We start from the raw sequence: 25417 nt of genomic DNA on the forward strand, positions 1-25417 counted from the left end.
AATTATTTCACCAGAACTCAACCATGCGTTTCCCCGATGCGGGCTAAGGCGACGGTGGTCGCGGCCGCCTGTTCCGCGGCGTCGACGGTGCATCGGCCCAGCCCGCAGGCAGCGGCGACGCCGTAAGCGGTTCGGGCAGCAGCCTGCTCGAAAAGCGACAGCGCCTGTGCGCTGTCCGCCGCGGAGTCCGGTGACACAACACCGGCGATCAACCGCCAGTCCGGGTCGAGCTTGCGCAAGGGTGCATAGAAGTTGGCGTCCAGCGGCGCGGGCTCGGCACCGTGAGCGCACGGAATATGCACCGGGGGCAGTGGACTCCCCTGCTTGCTCAGCAATCGTGCGCTCGTATTGAGCAGCTTCACCGCGGGTGCGAGGGTGGGTGGGCTCAGCAGGCTCTTGTGGCTATAGTCGCCGTAGCACAGGTGCACCGTTGTCTCCGCCCCGAGTTCGTGCATCCGACCGAGAATGCCGGCGAGTTGCCGCGCGACCACGGAGACAAGCGCCCACTGCATATGCAATTGCTCGGCTTTGACCATACTCAGCAGCGCGATGGGCGACTCCAGTTGCCAGACGACACGGTCGCCGTACCGATCGTTGACCTCGGCCACCTCCTGCAGCACCGCTTCGGTGAACACCGGCAGATGCCGGAGCGCATCGACCACGAGATTGCGGCGGCGCAATGCCTGGCCGACGGGGAGACCGGCGGAAACCGCTGCGCCCGCGAACACGAACATGGCGAGATCCAGCGGATTCGGTTGGCTTATCTGGACTTTCGTCTCGGCCAGCTCCGGTCGGCTGCGCTGGAGCGCTTCGAATTCCGCGACGACCGCACCGATTCGCTCGACCCGATCCATCGACACATGCTGCGGCTGCAACGTGCGGCCGGGCCGGATACCGTAGCTGGGGAAGTCGCTGTAATCGGCCCACGCACCCGCCCGCACCAACTCGAAGACGTCGTCATGCTTCTTGCGCGTGCGCAGATAGTCGAGGATCCAGTCCGGGTCGAGATCGCAGGGCACGGCGGTGACCGGCGATCCGTTGCTACGGTCGGCAAACCACTGCATGACGCCGCGATCGCCGGTCGTCAGTTCCGCGGGCAGGCTGCCGACATAGTGCGCGTATCTGGTCATACCTGGCTCTTCCGTTGTCTGGACGTCGGTACGTGGTTCGAGCAACTTCGGATCACCGTTCGGTAACAGAGCTTACACGAACGGCATTCGTGGCGGTTTCCAATCCCGGAGTCCCGCAGTAGATTACGAGGTGACGACCGGTTCAGTGGGTTCCGGCAAGGCGATCGACCTCGGTGCGCGATCGCGGTCCGGCACCCGGATGCCACCGTCAGCGCTGCCGGCGAGCCGGGAAGGACCAAGCATCGGGCCACGCCGTCCTACTGCACGGCCCCAGGCGAGCGACGTTCCGCAAGAGCGGCGTCATTCGACAACTGTGTCGCATCGTCACCGGACCCAGCTCCCGCGAAGATGAAGCGGCACGCGATTCGTCGCCGTCGCGGCGCGTATTGCCAAGCCCAGGCCAACGACGTCACCGCGTACGACCAAGTCGGCGGCGACAGCTTCGACGTGGTGTGCTCGCACCTATAAAATCAGGTAGATGGACCCGCCATCGACGCAGCGGGAGTTCTCCGCGTACGGGCCGTCACACTTGGTGGTGCTGGCCGTATTCGCGGTCGGGGCGGCGGTGGTCATCCGCGTCGGGCGCACACACTCCAGCCCCTCCAGCGCACGCCGATTCGGGCGGGCCTCGGGTGCCTCGATAATGATGTTGTATCTGGCGATCTACGTCTCCACGATGGTCCCCCCGAGCCTCGGCCGCTCGGTTCCGCTGCGGCTCACCGATCTCGCGACGGTGGTGGCCGCGTACGCGCTATGGTCGCACCAGCGCTGGGCTTATGCGCTGACCTATTACTGGTGTCTCACGTTGAGCACGCAGGCACTTGTGTCGCCCGCGCTGCACAGCCCCGACTTCCCGCATTACGAATTCCTGGCCTTCTGGGCGGTCCACTTGGTGGTGGTGTGGGCGGCTGTCTACCTGACCTGGGGCATCGGCATGCACCCGGACTGGCGAAGCTACTGGACTGCCGTCACGGTCACCGTAGCCTGGGCCGCGGTCACCTTTGTCTTCAACTCTGCCGCCGAGACCAACTATGGATTCGTCAACGGGAAACCCACGACCGCATCACTGCTCGATGTTCTCGGCCCCTGGCCCTGGTACCTGGTTACCGTGACCATTCTCCTACTCGCCGTCTGGGCCCTCATGACCTGGCCCTGGACCGCTGCCGCTGCACGCCGAGATCGACCGGCCCCGACAGCGCGCCGATCGTGAAGGACGGCGAATCGGGAATGTCGAATCTACTTCCCCGCCGCCCGCCGGCGTTACCTGCGGTTGTGTAATAGAGCGTCGCGGCGGTGCCGAAGGCCGCCTGTGGACATCCGCAGCGCGAACTGGCGTAGAGCGAGGCTCCACCGGTGGGGCAAAGAGGAGCTCTCTGGCATCGGGATGTGGTGATCACCAGATCGCTGGCCTGCCCCACGCGCGATGATGGAACCGAACCGACAGAGATTCATCCGGAGGATCCACGATGGACGGCCCGAAACGTTGTCTGGTGGCGGTCCTCGTCCTCGCGAGTGCGCTCGCCGGATGCGGGAGCCCCGAGCACGGGACGCCACCGGAACGGGGCGACATCGTGTCGACCACTCCCCTGTTGGGTCTGCCGGCCGAACAGACTGCGGTGCTGCTGTCCGATGGCGGGATCAACACTCCCGTCCGCAACGGCGTCGACGCATTTCGCGTGGACTACCGAACGATCGGCCCACAAGGCGAACCGACCACTGCCAGTGGGCTTGTCGTGCTTCCGCGCAGCGATTCGCGTCGACTGCGGGTGGTCGGCTATGAGCACGGGACCATGGTGCTGAAGAGTGACGCGCCATCGGTCGACACCCGCAACCTACCCGACCGGCTGCGCACGGTGATGTTCGCGGCGGCGGGCTACGCGGCGATCGCCCCGGACTACCTAGGACTCGGCAACGGCCCAGGGCGGCACCCCTATACCCACGCGCCATCCGAAATCAGCGCCTCCGCCGACCTGCTGCGCGCCGCTGCTGCGCTGGCCGCGCGGCACCATCGCGAATTGGACCCGAACGTGCTGGTGACCGGTTTCTCCCAGGGTGGCCAGGCCGCGATGGCACTGGCCGAGGCACTGCAGGCCGGCGCGGTTCCGGGCTTCGGCGTGGCCGCGCTTGCCCCGGTCAGCGGTCCCTTCGACCTGCGGCAGGTCCAGCTACCCGCCGCGCTCGACGGGCGCGTCACCCCAGGCGCCGGGGTCCTGTTCCTGGCCTACTGGATCACCTCGATGAATCGGATCCACCACCTCTACGACAATCCCGCTGAGGCCTTCCAGCAGCCCTACGCCGACCGGGTCGAGCAGCTCTTCGACGGCACCCACAGTGAGATCACGATCGTGACCGCACTGGCGATCACGCCTGCGGGACTGCTGACTCCCCGCTTCCTTGCGTGGGCCGCCGATCCGACGGGAGCCGCCGCGAAGGCGCTGGCCGACAGCGAGGACACCTGTGACTGGACGCCACGCGTACCCGTCCGCCTCTACGCCGCCACCGGAGACCGCGCTGTCCCCTACGCCAATGCCGAGCACTGCCTCCAGGCCCTGCACAGCGACACTGCCACGTTGCACAATTTGGGCGACCTGGACCACTCCGGCACGGCCCGGGTTGCCCTTCCAGAGATCCTCAGCTGGTTCCAGCAACAGTTCGCACCCAGCTGACCGGCACCGGCAACCGCTTCTCCCACGTTCCGAGGTGGTGAAACCCCAGCCGCCATACGCCACCGGCGGATCTTGCCATTGCCGATGCCTCTGTCGAAGACGTTGGGCCGCAAAAGATCCTGGGGCGTCCGCGGCGTTGCTCGCCGTGGACGCCCCAGGATCGTTGTTGACGCTCACCTGCCGCAATCGCGAGCCGGCTAGGCTAGCTCGCCAACGGCTCGGATGCGACCGTTAGTTCGACGTCCTCGGGCCGGCACCAGTGGTGGTCGGCGCCGCGGGTTCCGTTGTCGTGGTCGTTGTCTCCGTGGTCCTGGCCGGCGCGGCGACCGAAGTCGCAGGCGGTGAGGTTGTCACCTGCGGTGTGATTGTCGTGCTCGGGGTCTGGGACGGCGTCGCTGACGTCGTCGGCACCGGCGCGCTGCTGACACCGGTCTTCGTGGGGACAGCACTGGTGGTCGGTGACGCCGAACGGTCCTTGGCCGGTTCACTGGTCGGCGCCGCCGACGAGGTAGCCGGCGACGACGTCGCTGCCGAGGACGTCGCCGCCGCCTTGTACGCCGCGGCGAGGTCCGCCGCTTCCGGTTTGGCGGTCGCGTCGACCCGCTCGCCCGCCTGCGCCTGCTTCGCCAGGTGGGTGAGCCAGGCCGCCGCATACTCGGCGGAGGTCAGCGGCTTGCCGTCGGACGGACTGGCGTCGTGCCAGTAGTCGAAATGGTGACCCGTGTGGTCCGGGCCCAAGGTGAGCTGGTACGGGTCGCTCATGATCACCGGGATCGTGTTCTGGTTCGTCAGGATGAGACCGACGATCTCGTTCAGCACCTCCTGCGGCAGATAGGCCAGCGGCGACATCTCGCTGGTCGAGATCGACTCCGCCTTCGCCGGAGTTCTCGGCGTCTCACCCGGCTTGTAGGCCGGATCCGACACCCTCAGCAGGACCTGGAGAAACGTTTCATCGCTTTGCATCCAGTTCGGCTGCGACTGGATATCCGCGAACGCCGCAAGCGCGATACGGCCGAGTACGACAGCGACGTCCTGCCCGGTCGCCGGGGTGAGCCCATCACGTTCGAGTGCGTCGACGTTCAACTGCCTGCCCACGTTGACCACCAACTGCAGCAGGGAAATGTTTTCCGGCGCCGAACAGGTGAGGTCGCCGTCGGAGCAGAACGACGCGATCTTGCCGTTCAGCGCACCGAAGTCACCGCTGGTGCCCTGCACTGCACCCCGGCCTGGCACTGGTGTCGTGCCGTTCTGGTACCGCTGGTCGAAACCGTCAGGATTGCCGAACGGGTCCTTCGCGCCGGGGAACGGCCCGTCTCCCGCCGTGCGACCCGAGTCGGCGAGGATGACCACACCGACGACATCAGCCGGATCGACGATCCCGTATGCACCGTCCCGGTCGGCCTGCTGATGTCCGATCGTCATCGCGACGCGGCGGACGACATCGGCGCCTTCGCTGTATCCGACGATCGAGAACTTGGTGTCCGGGCATGCCTGCGAGATTTCCCGCATCACCTGTTCGGTATTCGCGGCACCGGCAGTGACTGCGTCTTCATAGGTCGCCATGTTCGCCGGGTATGCGATGTAGACCGCGGCATATGAACCGGGATCGACAGCGTCGGCCGGTGCATTGACCACTGGATCCACCCACTCGCTGCTGTGGTCACCGGACAACGCGGCGGGCAATTCCGCACCGTTGGCATCGACCAGCATCTTCGTGGTCCCCGCCACAGGTGTGTCGTTGCGACCGGCCACCGAGATGGTGACCATATCGTGGCACTCCGTTACAGATGCCTTGAGCCGCGTATCCGCGGTGTGCGGCGCCGATGTCAGTGCCCACGAGGCGGCGACGACCGCCGTTACCCCCAGTATTGCCGGCGCGACAACAGCCGAAGCGATTCGATGTCGCGCGAAGAACTCGCGAAGAGCCACGTCCTGATCCCCATTCCATCACCAATAAACGGACGGACAGGCCCCCCGACGAAGCCATGTGCCACCAAGAACGTCGTGGTGGGTCGAATGAGCGTTACCGGGGAGATTGTTGATCCATATCACGCGCACACGTTTGTCGTCGGCCACCGATCGCCACCCGCGCTGGTGAGCGACCATGCGGGCGACCGATGCTGAAGACTGCCCATGCAGACCACACACGCGCTCGCCCCTTGGCGCCCAGGCGTGACATCCCCGAATACAGCCCGGCGGGGAAGCGCCACGGTCCGAGACCACGTTCCCGGATTCTCGAGCGTCGGGCGATAGATCGTCGGCGCCTGCCACCAATGTTTGCCGCCGGTTTGCCGGCCGCGCAGGCCCGCCCGTGGCCTATTCGCCACCGCTACGACCGGTGCGCGAGTACCGCACTCTGACCGATTTCGCCGGCGAATGAGTACTGGTGCCAGTATGAGCGAGCGAACAACAAGCATCGGCGCGGAGAAGATGGTCGAGCAGGCCCGCGCACAGCTGGATCGGGTCACTCCACAGCAAGCGGCGGAGTTGCTCACCGACGGCGCGCTGATAGTGGACATTCGACCACACGCGAACCGGCTGGCCGAGGGGGAGATCGCCGGCGCCGTCGTGGTCGAGCGAATCGTGCTGGAGTGGCGCCTCGACCCGTTCGGTGAGCACCGGCTCGCGAGCATCGACGCAGACACCCCGGTCGTCATCATGTGTAACGAAGGCTATGCGTCCAGTCTCGCCGCAGCCGACGCGCGGCGCCTCGGGTTGCGCCACGTCACCGATCTCATCGGAGGCTTCCGAGCATGGCTGGCGGCCGGGTTGCCAGTGGTGCCGGGCGGAACGCCGGCGGTGCCGTAACTGCCGCGGTGCGGCCGCCCCCGGCGAACGAAAAATACTTCGATGAACACAACCCGAACCTCCACGCGCACCGAGAAATTCACCACATCGAAATAGCGCACACAGGGCGACCGGGCGACTACCAGGCGCTCACACCTATCCCTCTGGCGCGATACTTGTGATCGCAAATCGGACGACCATTGCGCGGATAGATTTCCTTTGTTCATGCCATGTTAACTAAAAAGACAATGAGACCGTACAGACTCCGGACTTCGCTGTTCCGAACAACAACATGGAGTAATTGTGGAAATCCTGACGGTTCTCGCCAACCTATTGACGTCCGTGCTACAGGCCGCAAGCGGCAGCGCGAGCTGACCGAAGCCGGCTCGCGCCCCGGTAGCCCGGGGAAGGCTGGTCTGCCCGCCAGGATCGAGGATGAACGCAGGCAGCCAGGTCCGTTGTACCGCGGAAGCGGTCCCGAACCCGGACGCTCGCAATCAGATACTGCGGACACGCATCGAGCGACGACCGGAACACCGCGCCGACTTGCCGGGCGATGCCGTTATCCGTGGTGAAATTTTCTGCGGACCATCAATTGATTTCGGGTACGTCCGCACCGGTCGAGCGCCGGCATCTCCCGCCCGCCGCGGCCTCGAATCGCGATGATCCGCGCTTCGAGCGGATCGCCCGACACAGCTGATCGTCGCTTAATTCGGCAATGTGGTCAAAGCGCGTGTCTCGGAGCGGTTTCCGTTCGAAAGCCCGTTCACGCGCTGAATAATTTCGAGCCGAAGCTCGCCGCGCTTGCGTGGCTTCCTGTACATGCCTTCGCAATTGCGTATTATGACCATGCCCGGTGGACGTGGCGGCGTCCGCCCGGGAACGGGGAAGTGACCCGCCCGACGCCACAGCGGCGTCGGGCGGGTCGCGCATTTTCTCGGTGCATGCCTCGCCTCCCGATGCGGGGGTCTGCATCGCTTGCCAGGTGGCGGGCGGCGGTTGTCCGTCACGCATGCGACCGCGATGTCCGCGTTCTGCGAGCGAATCCGGACGGACCGGAAAGTCATGCGGCATGTGGATTTCCGAGCTCCCCCTCGGCGTGCAGCAGGTAGTACTGTTCGCGAGAGGATGTGCCGAGGCGGCACGGTGATCAGGTCGCACACCTCGACCAACTCGCCCGGAGGATCTCGGTCGGCCAGCGCGGCGAACTGTGCCGGCACTACCGAGAGTGCCTAGCGAGCCAAGGCGAGCACGGCGACCGGCCGCCGCTCATCACCGACAACATGCTGCCCACCGCGCTCCGGCGCCGGGCGCTCGGCGAGTCCGTCGAGCAGATCCCGCCTCCACGCTTCTCGCGATGACGTCGCATCGAGCTGATCATGCTGTCAGCAGCGGGTGAAGTCGACATCCCGGCCGAGAACGGCGGAGGGCTGCCATCGACTCCGAGCCGGCGAGGATCGACTTGTTCCAATAATTTTACCCGCCAGACTCTTGATTGATTCCAGAAAACCCGGCAGACTTCGACTGTGCCCACGAATTCGGAGTTCGAACGGATGCTGCGTGGGGCGGCCCTGCGAGTGACAGCACCACGGTTGGCGGTGCTGACCACAGTGCACAACCACCCCCACTCCGATACCGACTCCATCCTCGCCCGCGTGCGCCAGACCCTCGGCGCGGTGTCCCACCAGGCCGTGTATGACGTGCTGCGTGCGCTGACGGCCGCGGGGCTGCTGCGACGCATCCAGCCGATGGGGTCCGTGGCGCGCTATGAGACGCGGGTCGGAGACAACCACCACCACGTCGTGTGCCGGTCGTGCGGCGTCATCGCCGATGTCGATTGCGCTGTCGGCGATACCCCCTGCTTGACCGCTTCCGACCACAACGGTTTCGTTCTCGAAGAGGCCGAAGTCATCTACTGGGGCTTCTGCCCCGACTGCTCGACCTCGGAGACATCCCGGTCACACCTGTGATCACGGCTCGATTCACCCATTCCCGAAAGGAACGCCCGTGTCCGTAGAACATCCGCCGATCGCCGAGGCCCAAACGGAGCCCGGTCAGACCGGGTGCCCCGTGGTGCACGGTCGCCTCAAGTACCCGACCGAGGGTGGAGGCAACCGTGACTGGTGGCCGAACCAGATCAACCTGAAGATCCTGCAGAAGAATCCCGCTGTCGCGAATCCTATGGACGAGGATTTCGACTATGCCGCGGAATTCAAGACCCTCGATCTGGCCGCGGTGAAGCGGGATATCGAGGAAGTCATGACGACCTCGCAGGAGTGGTGGCCCGCCGACTACGGCCACTACGGGCCGTTCTTCGTACGGATGGCGTGGCATGCCGCGGGTACCTACCGCATCAACGATGGCCGTGGCGGCGCCGGGGCCGGTATGCAGCGGTTCGCGCCGCTGAACAGCTGGCCCGACAACGCGAGCCTCGACAAGGCACGCCGCCTGCTGTGGCCGGTCAAGAAGAAGTACGGCAAGAAACTCTCGTGGGCCGACCTGATCGTGTACGCAGGCAATGTCGCGCTGGAGTCGATGGGCTTCGAGACTTTCGGCTTCGGCGGCGGCCGCGTCGACCAGTGGGAGCCCGAGGAGGACGTCTACTGGGGTCCGGAGCAGACCTGGCTCGCTGACGAGCGGTACACCGGCGAGCGGAACCTCGAAAAGCCGCTGGCCGCAGTCCAGATGGGTCTGATCTACGTGAATCCGGAGGGGCCCAATGGCAACCCGGACCCGCTTGCCGCGGCAGTCGATATCCGGGAAACGTTCCGCCGCATGGCCATGGACGATGTCGAGACCGCGGCGCTGATCGTCGGCGGCCACACCTTCGGCAAGACGCACGGCGCCGGGCCCGCCGACCATGTCGGTCCCGAGCCCGAGGCGGCCCCACTGGAGGAACAGGGCCTCGGCTGGAAGAGCTCCTTCGGCACCGGCGTCGGTAAGGACGCGATCACCAGCGGCCTCGAGGGCGCCTGGACGCCCACTCCGACGAAGTGGGACAACAGCTTCCTCGAGACGCTTTACGGCTACGAGTGGGAGAAGACCAAGAGCCCGGCCGGAGCATGGCAGTACGTGCCGAAGGACGGCGCCGGTGCGGGCACTGTGCCCGATGCCCACGACTCGTCCAAGACGCACACCCCGGTGATGCTGACGACGGACCTCTCGATGCGGTTCGACCCCATCTATGAGCAGATCACCCGCCGCTGGCTCGACCACCCCGACGAGCTCGCGGAGGCGTTCGCCAAGGCGTGGTACAAGCTGACTCACCGCGACATGGGGCCGATCGTCCGCTACCTCGGCCCGCTGGTCCCGGAAGAGACGCTGCTGTGGCAGGACCCCGTTCCGCCGGTAACGCACGAACTCATCGGCTCGGCCGACATCGCGACCCTCAAGGGCCGGATCCTGGGCTCGGGTCTGACCATCGCACAGCTGGTTTCCACCGCGTGGGCGGCCGCGTCGTCGTTCCGCGGCAGCGACAAGCGCGGCGGCGCCAACGGTGGGCGTATTCGGCTCGAGCCGCAGAGCAGCTGGGAGGTGAACAACCCCGACGAGCTGGCGAAGGTGGTGCGCACCCTGGAAGAGATCCAGGAGGGCTTCAACTCCACCCAGACCGGGAACACGCGGGTGTCGTTCGCCGATCTCGTCGTGCTGGCCGGCTCCGCGGCCGTTGAGCAGGCCGCCAAGAACGCCGGATTCGATGTCGAGGTGCCGTTCACGCCGGGACGTACGGACGCCACGCAGGAGCAGACCGATGTGGAGTCCTTCTCCGCGCTCGAGCCGAGTGCCGACGGCTTCCGTAACTATCTCGGGAAGGGCAACCGGCTTTCGGCCGAGTACCTGCTGATCGACAAGGCGAATCTGCTGAGCCTGAGCGGTCCCGAGCTGACGGTGCTCATCGGTGGCCTGCGCGTGCTGGGCGCGAACTACAAGCAGTCGCCGCTGGGCGTGTTCACCGCGTCCCCGGAGTCGTTGACCAACGACTTCTTCGTGAACCTGCTCGACATGGGCACGAAGTGGGAGCCGTCGTCGGCCGACGACGGGACCTACGTGGGCAAGGACCGCACCACCGGTGAAACCCGGTGGACCGGCAGCCGCGTGGACCTGGTCTTCGGGTCGAACTCGCAACTGCGGGCTCTCGCGGAGGTTTACGCGGCCGACGACTCGAAGCAGAAGTTCGTCCAGGACTTCATCGCCGCGTGGGACAAGGTGATGAACCTCGACCGGTTCGAGCTGGCCTGATCGTGCTGCCGCACCCCTCGAGCCGAATCGGCTCGCGGGGTGCGGCACAGTGCTCGACACCGCCATGTTCCTGCACAGCAGTGTCGATCAACAATCTGACGGGCCTCGGCGCGCAAGGCCCACAACGTTTCCGAAGATCGGGCGCGTCGTCACACCGTGGTGCGGGCGGTCAGGTCATCGAGCAGGATCATGACTTCGCCTTCCCGCTTGACGACCTCGGTGAGCCGGATCTTCAGGGCGAGGATATCGGGATCGGTCATCGGGTCGGTCAGCTCATACGCGAGGCGCTGCCATTCGCCGCTGGCAGAGACGTTCCCCAGCAACAGTTCTCGCTCGCCCTGTTCGGTGCTGCCGAGACGGGCGGAAATCTTGATGGTCGCGTGGGGCGAGCGTGCCCACAGGTTCACGCCGCGCAACTGCCCGGCAATCGCGAACGAATGGCCCGGTTTCGCGACGAGATCGACCTCGAGTTCGGCGGTGGCCGAACGGATCAACAAGACGAGTGCCCGGTGATCGGCGCCGGCGGCGCCATCGGCATAGACGCCGGGCTTCTTGCTCGGCGCGCCCTCTGCGAACGTCGTGAGGTGCGTCCGGTTCACCCCCTCCCCGGCGACTTCCCATTTGTCCTTGTTCTCGAAGTCGTCCAGGAGCACCTCGACCGATGCGTCCGACATCCCCGCTGTCCCTTCGCCACGCGCCCACCGGACATTCCGGCTCACCTCGAACCCTACAAGTCGCCGAAAGCCCTTGCCGCACTGGAACGAAGCATCCGCGAGCGGTGGCGGACGAAGCCGGACGATAACGCGAGTCGCACCTGATCGGATGCGCCGACTTCGGTCATCAGATGCCTTCCCGGGTTCAGGTACCCGTCGGTCGGATCGAGCCGACGTTTCATTCGCAAGGGATGAAGCACTCCTCGAGCGCGGTGCATAGGCTGGTTCCGTTCTGCGTAACCGTCATAGATTCCTGGTGCGCCGAGCGCCCGGGATCTCAGCGAACCGAGGACTACCTGCGCTCTATGAACCCGAGGTGTGCTCGGTCCACGCCGTGAAAGGTGGGAACCATGAAGCTCGCGGTTATCGGCGGTACGGGGCGGATCGGCTCGCAGGTGGTTCAGAAACTCATCGCCGCCGGACATGAGGCTGTCCCCGCGGCACCCTCCACCGGTGTCGACCTGATCACGGGAAAAGGTCTGGACCAAGCGCTCGAGGGCGCCGATGTCGTCGTCAACGTGGCGAACTCCCCCACCTTCGACGAGGCATCGGTGGACTTCTTCCGCACCTCCATGAGCAACCTGCTCGCCGCGGGCGAGCGTGCCGGTGTCCGGCACCAGGTCATCCTGTCAATCGTCGGAGTCGACCAGGTCCCCGAACTGGACTATTACCGGGCAAAGGCTTTGCAGGAGGACCTGCTGCGGCAAGGCCCGGCACCGTACTCCATCGTGCGCGCCACCCAGTTCTTCGAATTCATGGACGCGGTCTTGTCCTCGACCTCCGACAGCGACACCGTGCGGCTGCCCGCCACCCACCTCCAGCCGATCGCCGCCGCCGACGTCGTCGACGCGGTGGTCGAGGTATCCACCGGCGCCCCGCTGCAAGGGATCCGCAATATTGCCGGCCCGGACGTCTTTCCCCTCGACGAACTCGGCAGGATCACCCTGGCGGCAGAGCACGACAACCGCGCCGTCATCACCGACGACCAGGCCGGCATGTTCGCAGCCGTCCCCGGCGACGTACTCACCGCTGGACCGGACACACGCCTGGCACCCACTCACTATCAGGACTGGATCCTGACGGCGCACTGAACCAGAGGCATACCACCGACACGCCCCAGCGCTTGTGCGCCGGACCGCGAGTTCCGCACGTTGGCCGTGTTCCGGCACCCGCCGATTCCAATTATTGTGTGGCCGAGTCGATGATGGACAGCGGACTGCGGCGTATTCCTCATGCCGTTTCAGTCATAACCACTCCCCCATAGACAGCTGGCCGGCCGAGTTGGCAGAGGCGCAGGTGCGTGTAGCGGCCGGCGACTCGCTCCCCACGCGTGGGACCGGACCCGGCCGGATGACCAGTGCCGAGAGTGCGGCCTGCAGTTGTCAGCCGAGGTGGCGGCGTCGGATGTCGGTGAACTGCACCGGGGGGAGGTACGGACTCACCAGCGTGCGGTGCCACCAGGCTCTGGTGCGAACCAGTTCCCGGGGTGTGGTGAAGCGGTACTCGTACAGTTGCGCGCGCACGTAGCGGGGCGGGGATTCGGGAAACGGGTTGTGCCGGAGCAGACGCATCGTCGCCCGATCGTTTTCCAGCAGTCGCGCCAGCAACGGGCCCAGCCATTCCCGCGCATAGTCCGGCGAGAATGCGGCGAACCACATCAGCCAGTCCAGGCGCAGATGGTATGGCGCCCATTGCCGCGGAAGCCGGTGCACGTTCCCCGGTTTCCCCTTGAATTCGTATTCCTTCCATTCTGTCCGCTCGGTGATCGCCGGTTCCATGGTCCCCTCGATCACCACCTCGAAGCGGAGTCTGCCGATGGTGCCGAAGGCGCCATAGGTGTTGGCCAGGTGATACGGGTTGAACGACCGGTTCATCAGTTGACGGCTGGAGATCATGTTGCGCACGGGCCAGTAGCTCAGCGACACCATCAACACCGTGAACGCGATGCCCAGGCCCGCGAACCAGGGCGGCGGTCCGGGCAGAGAGGGTGGGGCCGGAACCGGCAGCACCGCTGCCGCCGCGGACTGACTGATCGCGCTAGCGGCGAGGATGATCGTCAGCCAATTCAGCCATGCGAAATTCCCCGAGAGCACCAGCCACAACTGGGTGACCAGGATGATGGCCCCGGCGATGCTGGCCAGCGGCTGGGGAGCGAACAACCCGAACGGCACGACGAGTTGTGCGAAGTGGTTCGCCGCGACCTCGGCCCGATGCAGCGGCTTGGGCAGGTGATGAAACAACCAGCTCAGCGGCCCGGGCATCGGCTGCGTCTCATGGTGGTAGTACAAACAGGTGAGATCACGCCAGCAGGTGTCGCCGCGCAGCTTGATCAGTCCCGCGCCGAACTCGACGCGGAACAACAGCCAGCGCGCAAGCCACATCACCAGTACCGGCGGCGCGGTGCGGTCGTTGCCCAGGAAGATCGCCAGAAACCCCACCTCCAGCAGCAGCGACTCCCAGCCGAACGAATACCACGCCTGCCCCACGTTGACGATCGACAGGTAGAGAACCCACAGCATCAGCCACAGCAGCATCGCGGCCCATAACGGCACCATATCGGCCAGGCCGACGACCAGTGCCGCCGACAGCGCCGCGCCGATCCAGCAGACGGCGGCGAAGAACCGGTCGGAATAGTGGACATGAAAGATGCTCGGCGTCTCCCGGGCCGATCGCCGCGCCAGAAATCGCGGCACCGGCAGCATGCCGCGCTCGCCGATCAGGGCCCGGAACTGCCTGGCGGCCGCGATGAAGGCGATCAGATAGATGGCCGCGGCACCGCGGGTCAGTACCTGCCTACCCAACCAGTATTCGGGTGCGGTGAACCATTGCATGCCCGCAACTCCTCGGATAGCGGACGCTCGTAACCCACCTCCGCCTACCTTAACCCGGTCATATGCAATCCCAGGGGATGTCGGAACGTCCACTCGACGTCGAGGCCCTGCTCGGCATCTGGTGGCACACTTTAGCCCAACTTCCTATGCGGACCTGCCCGATGCCACTTGTGACTGCCAGAGTTCAGCGGAGATTCCGGCCGAACACGTTCGGCCGTGTCGGTGGCACCTGACAGGATCAGCGCATGAGTGCCACTGGTGACGATGCCCGCGCCTATGCTCTGTCATTGCCGGAAACATCCGAACAGTTCGCTTGGGGGATGCCGACTTTCCGGGTCGCGGGCAAGTTGTTCCTCACGCTTCCGGAGACCGAGACTTCGATGGCGGCCCGCTGCCCCATCGGCGACCGCGATGAACTCGTCGTCGCCGAACCGGACAAGTTCTGGATCGCTGCGCACGAGGCGAACAACGCCTGGGTCCGCGTGCGCCTTGCCGCGTTGGACGACCGGGACGAACTGGAAGCCATCATCCACGATTCGTGGCGGCAAGCCGCCCCGCAGACGCTGGTCGACGACCCGGGGTGATGCGCTCCTCCCCTCTTGCCGGCACGGAAACCGACCGATCGGACATCGCGGCTCCTGGGGTTCGGACGGAACTGCGCCGTCTCGGCCTGAAACGGATCGGACTGAGCACCGGCGATCACGCCCCGCGGCCGCCGATCCGCTCGGGCTCCCGGATCGGGCCGGGCAGCTCCCGGAGGGCAAGATCCCGATCGCGCGCGACTACCAGGCGCGCGGGCATCAGGCGGTGATGGTTGGTGACGGCGTGAACGACGCCGCCGCGCTGGCGCAGGCCGATGTCGGGATCGCCGGCGGCGCGGCATGCGATCTGTTGATGTGCGCCAGCGCGTGCTGGGCGATATAGCTGTGCAGGCGTGCGACGGCTGGAGTGGGTCGGTGGTTTCCGGAGACGAGCCCGATCGTGCGGTCACGGGGGTTCGTGAGGGCGATACGACTCAGGTCGGGATGTGGTGTTTCGGGCTCGGGGAGCAGCGCGACGCCGAGGCCGTGGGCGACGAGGGAGCGCAGCGTCTCGAATTCGGTGATCTCGAATGCGACGTTGGGTGTGAATCCGGCCTCGGCGCACCAGGAGTCGAGCGATTGGCGCAAATGGTAGGTCGGGGGGTTGGCGATGAAGGCTTCGCCGGACAGGTCGGCGAGGTCGATGGTTTGGTGTGCGGCGAGGCGGTGGTGACGCGCGACGTAAAGGTGGATGCGCTGCTGTCCCAGCACTATTGCCGGCAGGTCGGTGGGTGAGGGAATGATCACGGCGAGATCGAGTCGGCCATCCCGGATCAGTTCGGCAAGTGCTTCCCCGTGGGCCTGGACCAGGTGGAGCCGGATTCGGGGTGCGCCGGCGTGGAAGCCGGCCAGCAGCGAGGGCACGCTGATCGGCCCCAGGGTGAGTGGGAACCCGAACCGGACAAGTCCGCTGTCGGGGTCGGCGTTACTGCGCACCACGCTGACGGCGTCGTCGAGTGAGCGCATGAGGCCGCGGGTGCGTTCGAACAGCTCACGTCCCGCCGGAGTGAGCGCGATACCTCTGCCCACCGGTTGAAACAATTGCACTCCGAGGGTCTTCTCGACGGTTTTCAACCTCCGACTCAGCGAGGACTGCGGGACTCCCAGCGCCTGCGCGGCGCGTGTGATGTGCCCCTCGCCAGCGGTGACATCGAATGCCGCCAGCAGTGGCACCAGGGCCTCGACCTGGGCCGACAGCAATTCATCCATTACTGGATGGTAATTGCCACGTTTTGGTTGTAGACGGATGAATCCGCGGGGCGTGACGATTCCCTCAACACCGCACCAGGAGAGGTATCGACATGCGCGCGACGCACACTGCGAACACGAAACCGGTTGCACCGGAGGAGATTCTCGACGTTGTGCTGATCGGCGGCGGAATCATGTCCGCGACGTTGGGCGCGATGATCGCGAAGGTTCAGCCGGACTGGAGCATGGTGATGTTCGAACGCCTCGGCCAGATCGCCGCGGAGAGCTCGAACGCGTGGAACAACGCTGGGACCGGGCATTCGGGCTTGTGCGAATTGAACTACATGCCCGACCCGGACGACCCGGCGAAGGCCGAGCAGGTCGGTGGCTTGTTTCACCTGTCCCGGCAGTTCTGGGCCGCGCTGGTCGCCGACGGTGACATCACCGATCCCGCGGCGTTCATCAATTCCGTCCCGCATATGGACGTCGTGTTCGGCGAGCGCGACGTGGCCTACCTGCGCCGGCGGTTCGAAACTTTGCGGTCGTTGCCTCTGTTCTCGGCGATGCAGTACAGCGAGGATCCGGAGGTGATCGCCGCGTGGGCGCCGCTGCTGATGGCCGGCCGCGACCGTACCGAGCCGATGGCCGCCACCCGGCACGAACGCGGCACCGATGTCGACTTCGGTGCTCTGACCGGCGCGTTGGTCGATGTGATGACCAAGGCCGGTGCGCAGGTGCGGGTCAGACATGAAGTGACCGGGCTGCACCGCAACTCGGATGGGTTGTGGACGATCACCGGTCAGGACCGCGATGCCAAGCGGAGGTTCACCGTTCGCGCCAGGTTTGTGTTCGTCGGTGCGGGCGGCTACGCCCTCAGGCTGCTGCAGAAGGCTCGGCTCCCCGAGGTGCGCGGCTACGCGGTATTTCCGTTCGGCGCACAATTCCTCCGGACCGACAATCCTGACGTGGTCGGGCTGCACGATGCGAAGGTCTACAGCCAGGCGTCGCTCGGTGCGCCGCCGATGTCGGTGCCGCACCTGGACAAACGCGTGGTCGACGGTCGGGAATCGTTGTTGTTCGGCCCCTATGCCACGTTCAGCACGCGGCTGCTCAAACACGGCCGACTCATCGACCTGTTCACCACCCTGCGCTTGCGCAACATCGCGGTCCTGCTGGCGGCCGGCGTCCAGAACCTGGCGTTGGTCCGTTACCTGATCGGGCAGCTGCTCTCCACGCGCCGCCGGAAATTCGCCCAGCTGCAACGGTTCTATCCGACCGCTGACCCGGCCGAATGGTACCTGGTCCAGGCCGGACAACGCGCTCAGCTGGTCAAGCCGGACCCCCATCACGTCGGCGTCCTCACCTTCGGAACTGAACTGGTGACCGGGGCCGATGGCACGATCGCGGGACTGCTGGGTGCCTCGCCCGGTGCATCGACAGCCCCGGCAATCATGATCGACCTACTCGCGCGGTGCTTCCCACACCAGGAAACCCGATGGGGGCTGCTACTTCACAGGATGATACCGGCCATGGCAGCACCGCTGGACGTCAACCAGCGCCACGTGGACGACAATCTCACGTGACCGATCGTGCCGCGTTTCGCCGATCTGGCGTCGCAGGTGTTTGAGCGTCCCACCATAATGCCGACGTGCGAGTGTATCGGCCTGCGACCGTAAACGTGCGGTTCCGTGCTGGCCGGGGATAGCCCGCACGGCGGCCACCCCTACATATCCTGGGCAGATGGATTTGCGAACCCCGATGCGGCTCTACCGCGACGAGGAACTCGTCGCCCTGGTCACCAGGTATGGCTACGAAACACCCTGGGCCACCGGCACAGTCGAGTATTCCGATTCCGACCGGGGTGAGCGCTCTGCCCGCGCCGCGCAGTTCCTCGTATGGCGCGCTGAAAACGAAGACGATCTACCTGACGATGACGACGCATACGACGAGCTCTGCAGCCGTGAAATGGCTCGCTGCTCCGTGACGCAGGCTGATGTCGATTGGTGCGAGAGCGGCGACTGGACGATCAGGACCCAGGACGGGATCGACCACGCCGCGTTTTCCCTGGATTTCATCGGCGATCACGGGATCCAGTGGCGCTGGTGAGGGCCACCGTCGGCGCCCTGACCCAACGAACACTCGCTCATACCGCGCGGCATCGTGATCGGAAGCGATCACGAGACACCGCACCGAACGCTCTTGCGGCTTCTGTGTGCGCTCGGTCGAATTTGCTTGCCTCCTACGCCCGGTCCGCATCGTGTTCGGCGACGAACACGAGTAGCCGGGGTATCACCTTCTGCGGGAGTGCCCATAGCAGTTCATGTCCCACGCCCGGGTAGACCTCGACGTCGGCCGTGGGAGCATGCTCGCGAAGGCGCCGCACTCCGATCTCGGGATCGTTGGCGACCGTCGCCCCGCCGAACAGCACAAGCATCGGCGCGGTGATCGCCGCGAGTTGTTCGTCGGTGAACGGTTTCGGCCACGGCAACGCGAGCCGGAACTCGAACCCCGCCACAGCCATCGCCCATTCCTTGTCACTCAACACAACACCGGGGGTCAGCCACTGGACGAACTTCTGCATGCACTCACGGGTGGGCCGCATGCCTGCGATGACCATTTTCAGCAGCAGGCTCCAGCGCGGTTTGGCAAACGTTGCCCCGCCCGGTTCGAGCATGGACAGACTCGCCAGACGCTGGGAGCGGTGGACTCCGAGCAGACAAGCCAGCCAGGCGCCGTCGGAATACCCGGCCACGTGGACGCGCTCCTCGCCGAGTCCATCGAGGACCTCGATCAGCCATTCGACGATCTGGTCATGGTCGCGGATCGGTACGTTCTGCTCATTGCGGCCCGCCCAGCCCATGACATCCGGTGTGTAGACGACTCGGTCGCGTGCCAACTCATCGATGAACGGCCGCCAGAACAGGCTGTTTCCGGGCATGCCGGGCAGAAGCACCAGCGGCTGGCCTTCCCCGGTTCCCGACTTGCGCACTCGCGTCGTCCCGAACGTTGTCTCGACGTCGATCTCGGTCGACGGCACCGGCCAGTCGGCTGCCAGCGCATCGTAGGCCCGCATACATGCCGTTTTGGTCTTGTCGCTGGTGAACCGCCCGATCTTCGGCATGAGCCCTCCCTTTGTTTTACGGAACGACCGTATGACGATATGAACGTATCACATATGCAATATGTGCGTACCATCAAGGCCCGCAGCGCCGGAGCCGCCGCGCAGTTCTGGGAACTGGTGCCCGGCAGCGACCCGAAACCGCTGGTCCGCATCCTCGACGCCGCCCTGGTCTGACCGCCGAACCCGGTCGCCCGCAACCGCGCCGGTCACACCGCCCGCACTCGATCGGCAGCATCGTCGATGACGTGCTGGGGCTGGGCGATACAGAGCCGGACCTCACCGGCCTCTGTCTCGGGTGCATGTCACTGGGTGATCGAGACGAAGCCAGGCTAAACCGCTTCCAGGCCGTCGGCGCCGGAGACAAAGTCGCGCCCAACGAGGAGAATTGTCCGTGTCACTTCCGGAATACGTCGACCGAAAGTGCCACACAGTTGGGGGCTGATCAGGCCCTCAGTACGAGGTCGCCGCCTATATCGCGCGGTCCGCCGACCGGGTCTACCCTTCGACCTGACCATCCGCAGAAGGATTACGCTGTCTGGCAGCCGGATTCATAGCGCGAGAGTACGGGCGGCTAGGAATGTAGAACTGGGATCGGGCAGACCGAACCCCGCGCGAATGTACGACCACCTTCCTGGGCGGCGCCAACGACACGACGCGGGGTGAGGCGTGGCGAATGGGGGTGCCTGTGGGTATCGACACCAGTGTGCTCAGGTCGGCTCAGCGGGCTCGCGGCTGGTCACAGACCCGGCTGATTGCCGCGCTGCGGGAAGAGGCTGAGCGCGACTGTGTCCGGCTGATGACGACGGCGAGTCTTCGAGTTGCGTTGTCCCGCTGGGAGAACGGTCACGTTGTCCCGGACGAAGTGCACAGTCGCCTACTGTGCCGGGTCCTGGAGCTGGATGAAGGGGACGTCCTATCGGCCCCGATCGCGCGCGACAGCGCGGGTGACGGGTCCCTGTTCGGCCTTTTGACCGGTCACACGAACAGCTTGAGACTGCTGGACCGTCGGCTGGGCGCGCCGGCAGTCCGGATTCAAACAGCTGGCCACGTCACGGCATTGGAGGTGCTGTGGCGTGGAGCTGCCGGTCCGGACCGGGTGAGCATTGCCCGCGCCCAGGCCGACACGGCAGCGCTTGCCGCGTGGCAGGACCTCGATGTCGGCGACTACCTGAGTGCGTCGAGGCATTACGCTCTGGCAAGACGGGCTGCGTCCCGGGCCGGCGACCCAGTGCTGTGGGCTCATGCAGTAGGGGAGCATGCGGTGCTGCTTGCCGAAACCGATAGAGCGGCTGTTGCTGTCACTGAGGTCGCCAAGGCCGAATCAATGCCGATGCTCCCAGTGTTGCTGCGCTCGTGGCTGGCGGCGACACATGCTCAGGTGGCTGCGGCGCTGCCGGGTCGCGGGCCGTCGGTGCGGGCAGCGTTGGCCCGTGCCGAGGCCGACCTGGTCCGTGCGTGTGATGGCGACGAGGAGGCGATGCCGTATCTGGCCTTGAACGCGGCGCACCTCCAACGATGGCAGGGCCACATCCTGGTCAGATCCGGTGATCCGGCTGGAGCCGATGCGACGCGGGCAGCGTTGAACGAGGTGCCCGGGGAGTTCGTTCGAGCACGGTGCGGGCAGCTACTGGACCTGGCCGAGGCGGACCTGGGTGGTGGTGAGTTGGAGGAGGCAGGCGAACTTCTCGATACCGCGGTCGCGACGATCACCCGGCTCGGCTCAGTCAGGCTCGGCAAGCGTCACGAACTGTTGTCCGGGCGATTGCTTTGCCGGTTCGCCGGCGACTAGTGCTGCGGCCGCGAGCATGCCGACAGCCGTGCCGGTACCCAGCAGCATGCCTTTCGCCAGTAGATCGGTGGTTTCGGCGAGCGGCATCCAGAGCAGTTGGGCGGCTTCCTCGGCATCGCTGGGCGTAGCGACCTGACAGGGACCGTGTCCGAGGTACACCAGGTGGCGGCTTTGCACGAGCCCGGGCATCGGTTCGAGGTCGGCCACCAGCGTCAGTCTGTCGACTTCGAATCCCGTTTCTTCCAATAGCTCTCGGCGTGCACAGGTCAGTGGGTCTTCACCGGGATCGACAATTCCCCCGGGCGATTCCAAGCCGATCGTGTCCACGATCCATCGGTGGCGGCGCATCAAGAGAGCACGGCGGTGCTCGTCGACCGCGATCACTGTCGCGACCGTGTTCAACCGGATGGCGTGATGGGTCCGGTCCAGGCCGTCGGGGGTGGTGATCGCGTTGCAGGTCACCTCGAGCCAGGGCTTCCCGTCGTAGACAATCCACTCCCGGCGAACAGTGGTGCGCGGCGGTTCGATCATGGATTCACGGTAGCGGGATGCCGCACTACAGGTTGCTACCTTTCGCCACAGGCCGATCCCCGGGAAGGTTGGTGGCGGCGGGTGATCACTACACTTGTGTCGGCGTGGCAGCCGTTTCCGTTGGACAGTTGTGAGGTTGTCGATCCCAGCAATTCGCGCCTACCGCATCGAGGTCGTGGGCGACGAGTCGCAGCAGCCCGCACCCGCGGGCCCCGTTACTGAGAGGACTTTCGCCGTCGTGACCCAGACCAGGGCCAATGCCCTTGACGAGCTCTGCTGGCGCGGGCTTGTCGCGCTGTCCACTAACGAGGAGGCGCTGCGCGCTTCGCTGGCGGCCGGCCCGGTGACCTACTATTGCGGGTTCGATCCGACGGCGCCGAGCTTGCACATGGGTAACCTGGTGCAACTGCTGACGATGCGCCGCTTGCAGGACTTCGGGCACAAACCGATCGCGCTCGTCGGCGGGGCGACCGGGCTTATCGGCGACCCACGTATGTCGGGTGAACGGGTGCTCAACGATCACGACACCGTGGCGGCCTGGGTCGACCGAATCCGTGACCAGGTTCAGCGGTTCCTGTCCTTCGACGGTGACAATGCCGCTGTGGTCGTGAACAACCTGGATTGGACCTCACCGATGTCGGCCGTCGATTTCCTTCGTGATGTCGGCAAACACTTCCGGGTGAACCGGATGATCGCCAAGGAAGCGGTGTCCGCGCGGCTCAACAGCGAGGCCGGGATCAGTTTCACCGAGTTCTCCTATCAGCTGCTGCAGGGCATGGACTTCTACCAGCTCTACCGCCGATACGGATGCACATTGCAGACCGGCGGATCCGACCAGTGGGGTAACTTGACCGCCGGAGCCGACCTGACTCACCGCGTCGAGGGTGTAAGCCTGCACGCCTTGGCCACGCCGCTGATCACCAAGGCCGACGGCACCAAATTCGGCAAGACCGAAGGTGGCGCGATCTGGCTCGACTCGGAGATGACCTCGCCATACGCCTTCTACCAGTTCTGGCTCAACGCCGAGGACGCCAAAGTCGGTGACTATCTCAAGATCTTCACCTTCCGCAGCCGGGACGAGATCGCGGCGCTCGAGCAGGCCAGCCGGGAACGGCCCGCTCAACGGGAGGCCCAGCGAGCGCTCGCCGAGGACGTCACAGCCCTGGTCCACGGTGCGGAAACGATGCAGCGAGTGCGTGCGGCCAGCCAGGCACTGTTCGGCAGCGGCGACCTGGCCGCGCTCGATGCGTCGACCTTGGGTGATGCGGTGCGTGAACTGCCCTCGGCGTCGATCTCGAGCGGGACGCACAGCGTCGTCGATCTCTTCGCGGCAACCGGTCTGGTTGCGAGCAAGTCTGCGGCCCGTCGTGCCGTGAGCGAGGGCGGCGCCTACGTCAACAACCTCAAGGTCGACACAACCGACGCGGTGGTGGGCGCTACGGATTTGCTGCACAACCGCTGGATTCTGCTGCGGCGGGGCCGCAAATCGCTCGCCGTCGTGGAAGTCGGCTGACAGAATCCGGTGCGGATCGTGACTTGGCTGCAGCTGTGATCCACACTTCCGTCGCGCGGGCATAAACGGACTGTCGGGCGCGTGGAATCCGATCGACCAGAGGACGGCTGATGGCTCAGCGGCTGATCATTCTGGACCTCGATGGAACCTGCTATCCCAGCGACACTGCGCTGACCCGGATCATCGATACCCGCACCACCGAATTCCTCACTCGGCGTGCGGGGTTGACCCCGGTGCAACTTACTGAGATGGAGGAGCAGACACCTTCGATCCTCGAGGCGCTCGCTCGGCTCGGCCTTCCCCGCCATCAGTGGGCGCACGCCGTATATCGGGCGATACCGTATCGACAACTTCTCCGTCCAGATCCTGCGTTGGTGCGTGCTCTGTCACGCGTGGCCGCGCGCCGAGTAGTGGTGACCATGGCCCCGAAACAGCACGCGATCGCCGTCCTGGCAGCACTCGAGCTCTCCGGGTTGGTCGACGACACGATCTCGGTGTTCGAAGCCGGCCATACGGACAAGCGGGATATCTACCGGAGCCTGGTCGAGACGTATGGTGCGTCTACGACAACTGTTATCGGGGATAACGCGGACCTCGATCTGGAACCGGCTGCAGCGTTGGGATGCGGGTGCGCGCACATCCACCCTCGACACCACGCCGGACTGTTCCCCGTCTATCGCGATCTGCTTCAGGCGCTGTCGGCACTGCCATAAGTAGTGTGCTTCACCAGTATTCGCTTCGTATCGCGATCTTTGGTGTGCTACGGCTTGCTACGTTCCCGCGACTCCTGCGTTGCCCGATCCTCGGAGAATGACTAGGGCAACCACACGCACACCCTCGAACTCGTTGCCGCACAATATCTCCCGTTCTGGCGAGCGGGAGATGAAAACACCTCTCCTCGACCTCTTCCAGCACCCCGACCGAGCCGACCTCGCCGACCTGCGCCGCTGTCTGCGCGTGCTGGACGATCTCGTCAGCCACTACGCCGATCCGGCGGACCCGCGCATGAGGCGTGCGGACGTGCGGTCATTCGGCCAGATCCTCGAACACGAGTCACTCCCGCACGAATCAAGTGCACCGGACACCGTGCTGGCCGAGCTGGCGCCCTATTTCCAGGGCATGCTGCGCTGGAACCACCCCGGAACAATGATCAACGTCACCCCGCCACCAACGCTGCCGTCGGTGGCGGCTGCGGCATACGCGTCTGCCCTCAACCCGAACGGTGCGCAAGACATGTCCAGCGGCCTGCTGCTCGGCACCGAACTCGCTGTGGTGAAGATGCTCTCCCAGCTGGCAGGGACCGACGTCAACAGGTCAGGCGGGGTCTTCACTTTCGGCGGCAAGAGCACCAACATGCATGCGATCAAGCACGGCATCCAGCGTGCGCAGCCGCAGGCTCGCCGTGAGGGCATCACCACCCCGGTGCGGGTGGTGTCTTCGACCCAAGGTCACCCCTGTCACGAGGAGGCATGCGGGTGGCTGGGCATCGGCGAAAGCAGCTGCCTGCGCGTACCGACCCGAGCCGACGGCGTCATGGACCTGCACGCACTGGAGGACACGATCCGGCGCAGCGTCCGCGCTGGCGAGCAGGTCGTGACGATCTTCGCCAACGGTGGCACCACAATTCAAATGCTCGTCGACCCCATCGGTGAGATCGTCGCCCTGCGTGACCGGCTTGTCGACGACCTGAGCCTGGACTACGTGCCTCGCGTACACGTGGACTCGGTCGTCGGGTGGGTGTGGCTGTTCTTCCGTGACTACGACTTCCAGACCAATCCCTTGGGATTCCCGTCGACGACACTGACCCGCATCCGCACACAGGCCGCCCGAATCGCCGAGATCCACCTCGCCGACTCCTTCGGCGTCGACTTCCATAAGACTGGATTCGCCTCGTACGCGTCGAGCATTTATATGGTCGCCGACCGGACCGAGATCTACCAGCAGGGTGGAATCACCGACGCCGACCACCCGATCGGCGGCGGTGGCCGTAAGGGGCTGCCGTACCAGGACCTTCGGTTCGGTCACCATTCGCCGTTCCAGTACACCCTCGAGCTCAGCCGTTCGATGGCCGGGCCGGTACAGGCGTACGTCAATTTGAAGATGCTCGGCGTCACCGGCTACCAGCGTCTCATCGGCGGTCTGCTCGTGTCCTCGCAACGGTTCGCCGACGAGCTCACTGCGCTGGGCAGGTTCGAAGTGCTCAGCGGCGCCGACAGCCAGGGCTTCGCCGTGCTGTTCGCCGCCAAACCGGCTACGGACACGCCATCGCTGTTCGACCATGCGTGGACACGCGCCGGTCTGGAATCGGTGGCGCGCTACAACTACCGC

The 25417-nt window shown here is 65.4% G+C and carries 20 protein-coding genes and 1 pseudogene; 14 read left to right on the plus strand and 7 right to left on the minus strand.

Features of this window, described 5'->3' with window-relative positions; translation table 11 throughout:
* Positions 1-17: 17 nt before the first annotated feature.
* Positions 18-1130, minus strand: coding sequence for a hypothetical protein (locus ACT86A_RS24600; protein WP_445094575.1), 1113 nt, complete (start codon positions 1128-1130; stop codon positions 18-20).
* A gap of 478 nt (positions 1131-1608) precedes the next feature.
* Here ACT86A_RS24600 and ACT86A_RS24605 point away from each other — a divergent pair, with 478 nt between their 5' ends.
* Both ACT86A_RS24605 and ACT86A_RS24610 read left to right on the plus strand, forming a co-directional pair.
* Positions 1609-2340, plus strand: a complete 732-nt coding sequence (locus ACT86A_RS24605; protein ID WP_445094576.1) for a YwaF family protein — start codon at positions 1609-1611, stop codon at positions 2338-2340.
* 256 nt (positions 2341-2596) lie between these two features.
* Positions 2597-3796 (plus strand): lipase family protein, encoded by a 1200-nt coding sequence (locus tag ACT86A_RS24610; protein ID WP_445094577.1) that lies wholly within the window; start codon positions 2597-2599, stop codon positions 3794-3796.
* Between the two features lie 231 nt (positions 3797-4027).
* Here the strand turns inward: ACT86A_RS24610 and ACT86A_RS24615 are convergent, their stop codons facing one another.
* Positions 4028-5725, minus strand: coding sequence for a cutinase family protein (locus tag ACT86A_RS24615; protein ID WP_445094578.1), 1698 nt, complete (start codon positions 5723-5725; stop codon positions 4028-4030).
* Positions 5726-6190: 465 nt separating this feature from the next.
* Between ACT86A_RS24615 and ACT86A_RS24620 the strand changes: the two genes are divergently transcribed.
* The 3 genes from ACT86A_RS24620 to katG all read left to right on the plus strand — a co-directional run bounded on the left by ACT86A_RS24620 (position 6191) and on the right by katG (position 10822).
* The gene (locus ACT86A_RS24620) at positions 6191-6604 is read left to right on the plus strand and encodes a rhodanese-like domain-containing protein (RefSeq protein WP_445094579.1); all 414 of its coding nucleotides are present in this window, start codon (positions 6191-6193) and stop codon (positions 6602-6604) included.
* A gap of 1532 nt (positions 6605-8136) precedes the next feature.
* Entirely contained in the window at positions 8137-8553 is a 417-nt protein-coding gene (locus ACT86A_RS24625; protein ID WP_445094596.1) for a Fur family transcriptional regulator, read from the plus strand.
* A 37-nt stretch (positions 8554-8590) separates the two neighbouring features.
* Complete coding sequence (gene katG, locus ACT86A_RS24630) at positions 8591-10822, plus strand: catalase/peroxidase HPI (RefSeq protein ID WP_445094580.1); 2232 nt, start codon at positions 8591-8593, stop codon at positions 10820-10822.
* A gap of 149 nt (positions 10823-10971) precedes the next feature.
* On the opposite strand, the gene ACT86A_RS24635 is transcribed toward katG, so the two are convergent.
* Positions 10972-11496 carry a hypothetical protein gene (locus ACT86A_RS24635; protein ID WP_445094581.1) on the minus strand — a complete coding sequence of 175 codons (525 nt, stop codon included), beginning with the start codon at positions 11494-11496 and terminating at the stop codon, positions 10972-10974.
* Positions 11497-11885: 389 nt separating this feature from the next.
* Between ACT86A_RS24635 and ACT86A_RS24640 the strand changes: the two genes are divergently transcribed.
* Positions 11886-12626, plus strand: a complete 741-nt coding sequence (locus tag ACT86A_RS24640; protein WP_445094582.1) for an SDR family oxidoreductase — start codon at positions 11886-11888, stop codon at positions 12624-12626.
* A gap of 291 nt (positions 12627-12917) precedes the next feature.
* Here the strand turns inward: ACT86A_RS24640 and ACT86A_RS24645 are convergent, their stop codons facing one another.
* Positions 12918-14366, minus strand: a complete 1449-nt coding sequence (locus ACT86A_RS24645; protein WP_445094583.1) for a lipase maturation factor family protein — start codon at positions 14364-14366, stop codon at positions 12918-12920.
* A 245-nt stretch (positions 14367-14611) separates the two neighbouring features.
* Here ACT86A_RS24645 and ACT86A_RS24650 point away from each other — a divergent pair, with 245 nt between their 5' ends.
* Together ACT86A_RS24650 and ACT86A_RS24655 are read left to right on the plus strand one after the other, a co-directional pair.
* Positions 14612-14950 (plus strand): MmcQ/YjbR family DNA-binding protein, encoded by a 339-nt coding sequence (locus ACT86A_RS24650; RefSeq protein WP_445094584.1) that lies wholly within the window; start codon positions 14612-14614, stop codon positions 14948-14950.
* Positions 14856-15164, plus strand: a pseudogene (locus ACT86A_RS24655) (hypothetical protein); the annotation flags it as partial. The gene ACT86A_RS24650 and the pseudogene ACT86A_RS24655, both read left to right, overlap by 95 nt.
* Positions 15165-15166: 2 nt before the next feature.
* Here the strand turns inward: ACT86A_RS24655 and ACT86A_RS24660 are convergent.
* A complete protein-coding gene (locus ACT86A_RS24660) occupies positions 15167-16156 on the minus strand; it encodes a LysR family transcriptional regulator (protein WP_445094585.1) in 990 nt (329 codons plus the stop codon).
* 92 nt (positions 16157-16248) lie between these two features.
* Here ACT86A_RS24660 and mqo point away from each other — a divergent pair, with 92 nt between their 5' ends.
* Both mqo and ACT86A_RS24670 read left to right on the plus strand, forming a co-directional pair.
* Positions 16249-17718, plus strand: coding sequence for a malate dehydrogenase (quinone) (mqo, locus tag ACT86A_RS24665; RefSeq protein ID WP_445094586.1), 1470 nt, complete (start codon positions 16249-16251; stop codon positions 17716-17718).
* Between the two features lie 175 nt (positions 17719-17893).
* Positions 17894-18241, plus strand: a complete 348-nt coding sequence (locus ACT86A_RS24670; RefSeq protein ID WP_445094587.1) for a hypothetical protein — start codon at positions 17894-17896, stop codon at positions 18239-18241.
* Between the two features lie 133 nt (positions 18242-18374).
* Here ACT86A_RS24670 and ACT86A_RS24675 read toward each other — a convergent pair whose 3' ends face one another.
* Positions 18375-19256, minus strand: a complete 882-nt coding sequence (locus ACT86A_RS24675; RefSeq protein ID WP_445094588.1) for an alpha/beta fold hydrolase — start codon at positions 19254-19256, stop codon at positions 18375-18377.
* Between the two features lie 673 nt (positions 19257-19929).
* On the opposite strand from ACT86A_RS24675, the gene ACT86A_RS24680 reads away from it, so the two are divergent.
* A complete protein-coding gene (locus ACT86A_RS24680) occupies positions 19930-21045 on the plus strand; it encodes an NsdA family TPR-like regulatory protein (protein ID WP_445094589.1) in 1116 nt (371 codons plus the stop codon).
* On the opposite strand, the gene ACT86A_RS24685 is transcribed toward ACT86A_RS24680, so the two are convergent.
* Entirely contained in the window at positions 20977-21576 is a 600-nt protein-coding gene (locus ACT86A_RS24685) for an NUDIX hydrolase (protein ID WP_445094590.1), read from the minus strand. The two genes, ACT86A_RS24680 and ACT86A_RS24685, sit on opposite strands and share 69 nt — an antisense overlap.
* A gap of 238 nt (positions 21577-21814) precedes the next feature.
* On the opposite strand from ACT86A_RS24685, the gene tyrS reads away from it, so the two are divergent.
* From tyrS to ACT86A_RS24700, 3 genes are all read left to right on the plus strand, one after another.
* Entirely contained in the window at positions 21815-23089 is a 1275-nt protein-coding gene (gene tyrS, locus ACT86A_RS24690) for a tyrosine--tRNA ligase (RefSeq protein ID WP_445094597.1), read from the plus strand.
* A 110-nt stretch (positions 23090-23199) separates the two neighbouring features.
* On the plus strand, positions 23200-23802 hold the full coding sequence (locus ACT86A_RS24695; RefSeq protein ID WP_445094591.1) for an HAD family hydrolase: 603 nt from the start codon (positions 23200-23202) through the stop codon (positions 23800-23802).
* A 169-nt stretch (positions 23803-23971) separates the two neighbouring features.
* Positions 23972-25417, plus strand: a 1446-nt coding sequence (locus ACT86A_RS24700) for a pyridoxal phosphate-dependent decarboxylase family protein (RefSeq protein WP_445094592.1), incomplete at its 3' end; no start/stop codon positions are given.

It is taken from the genome of Nocardia glycosmidis (assembly GCF_052545115.1).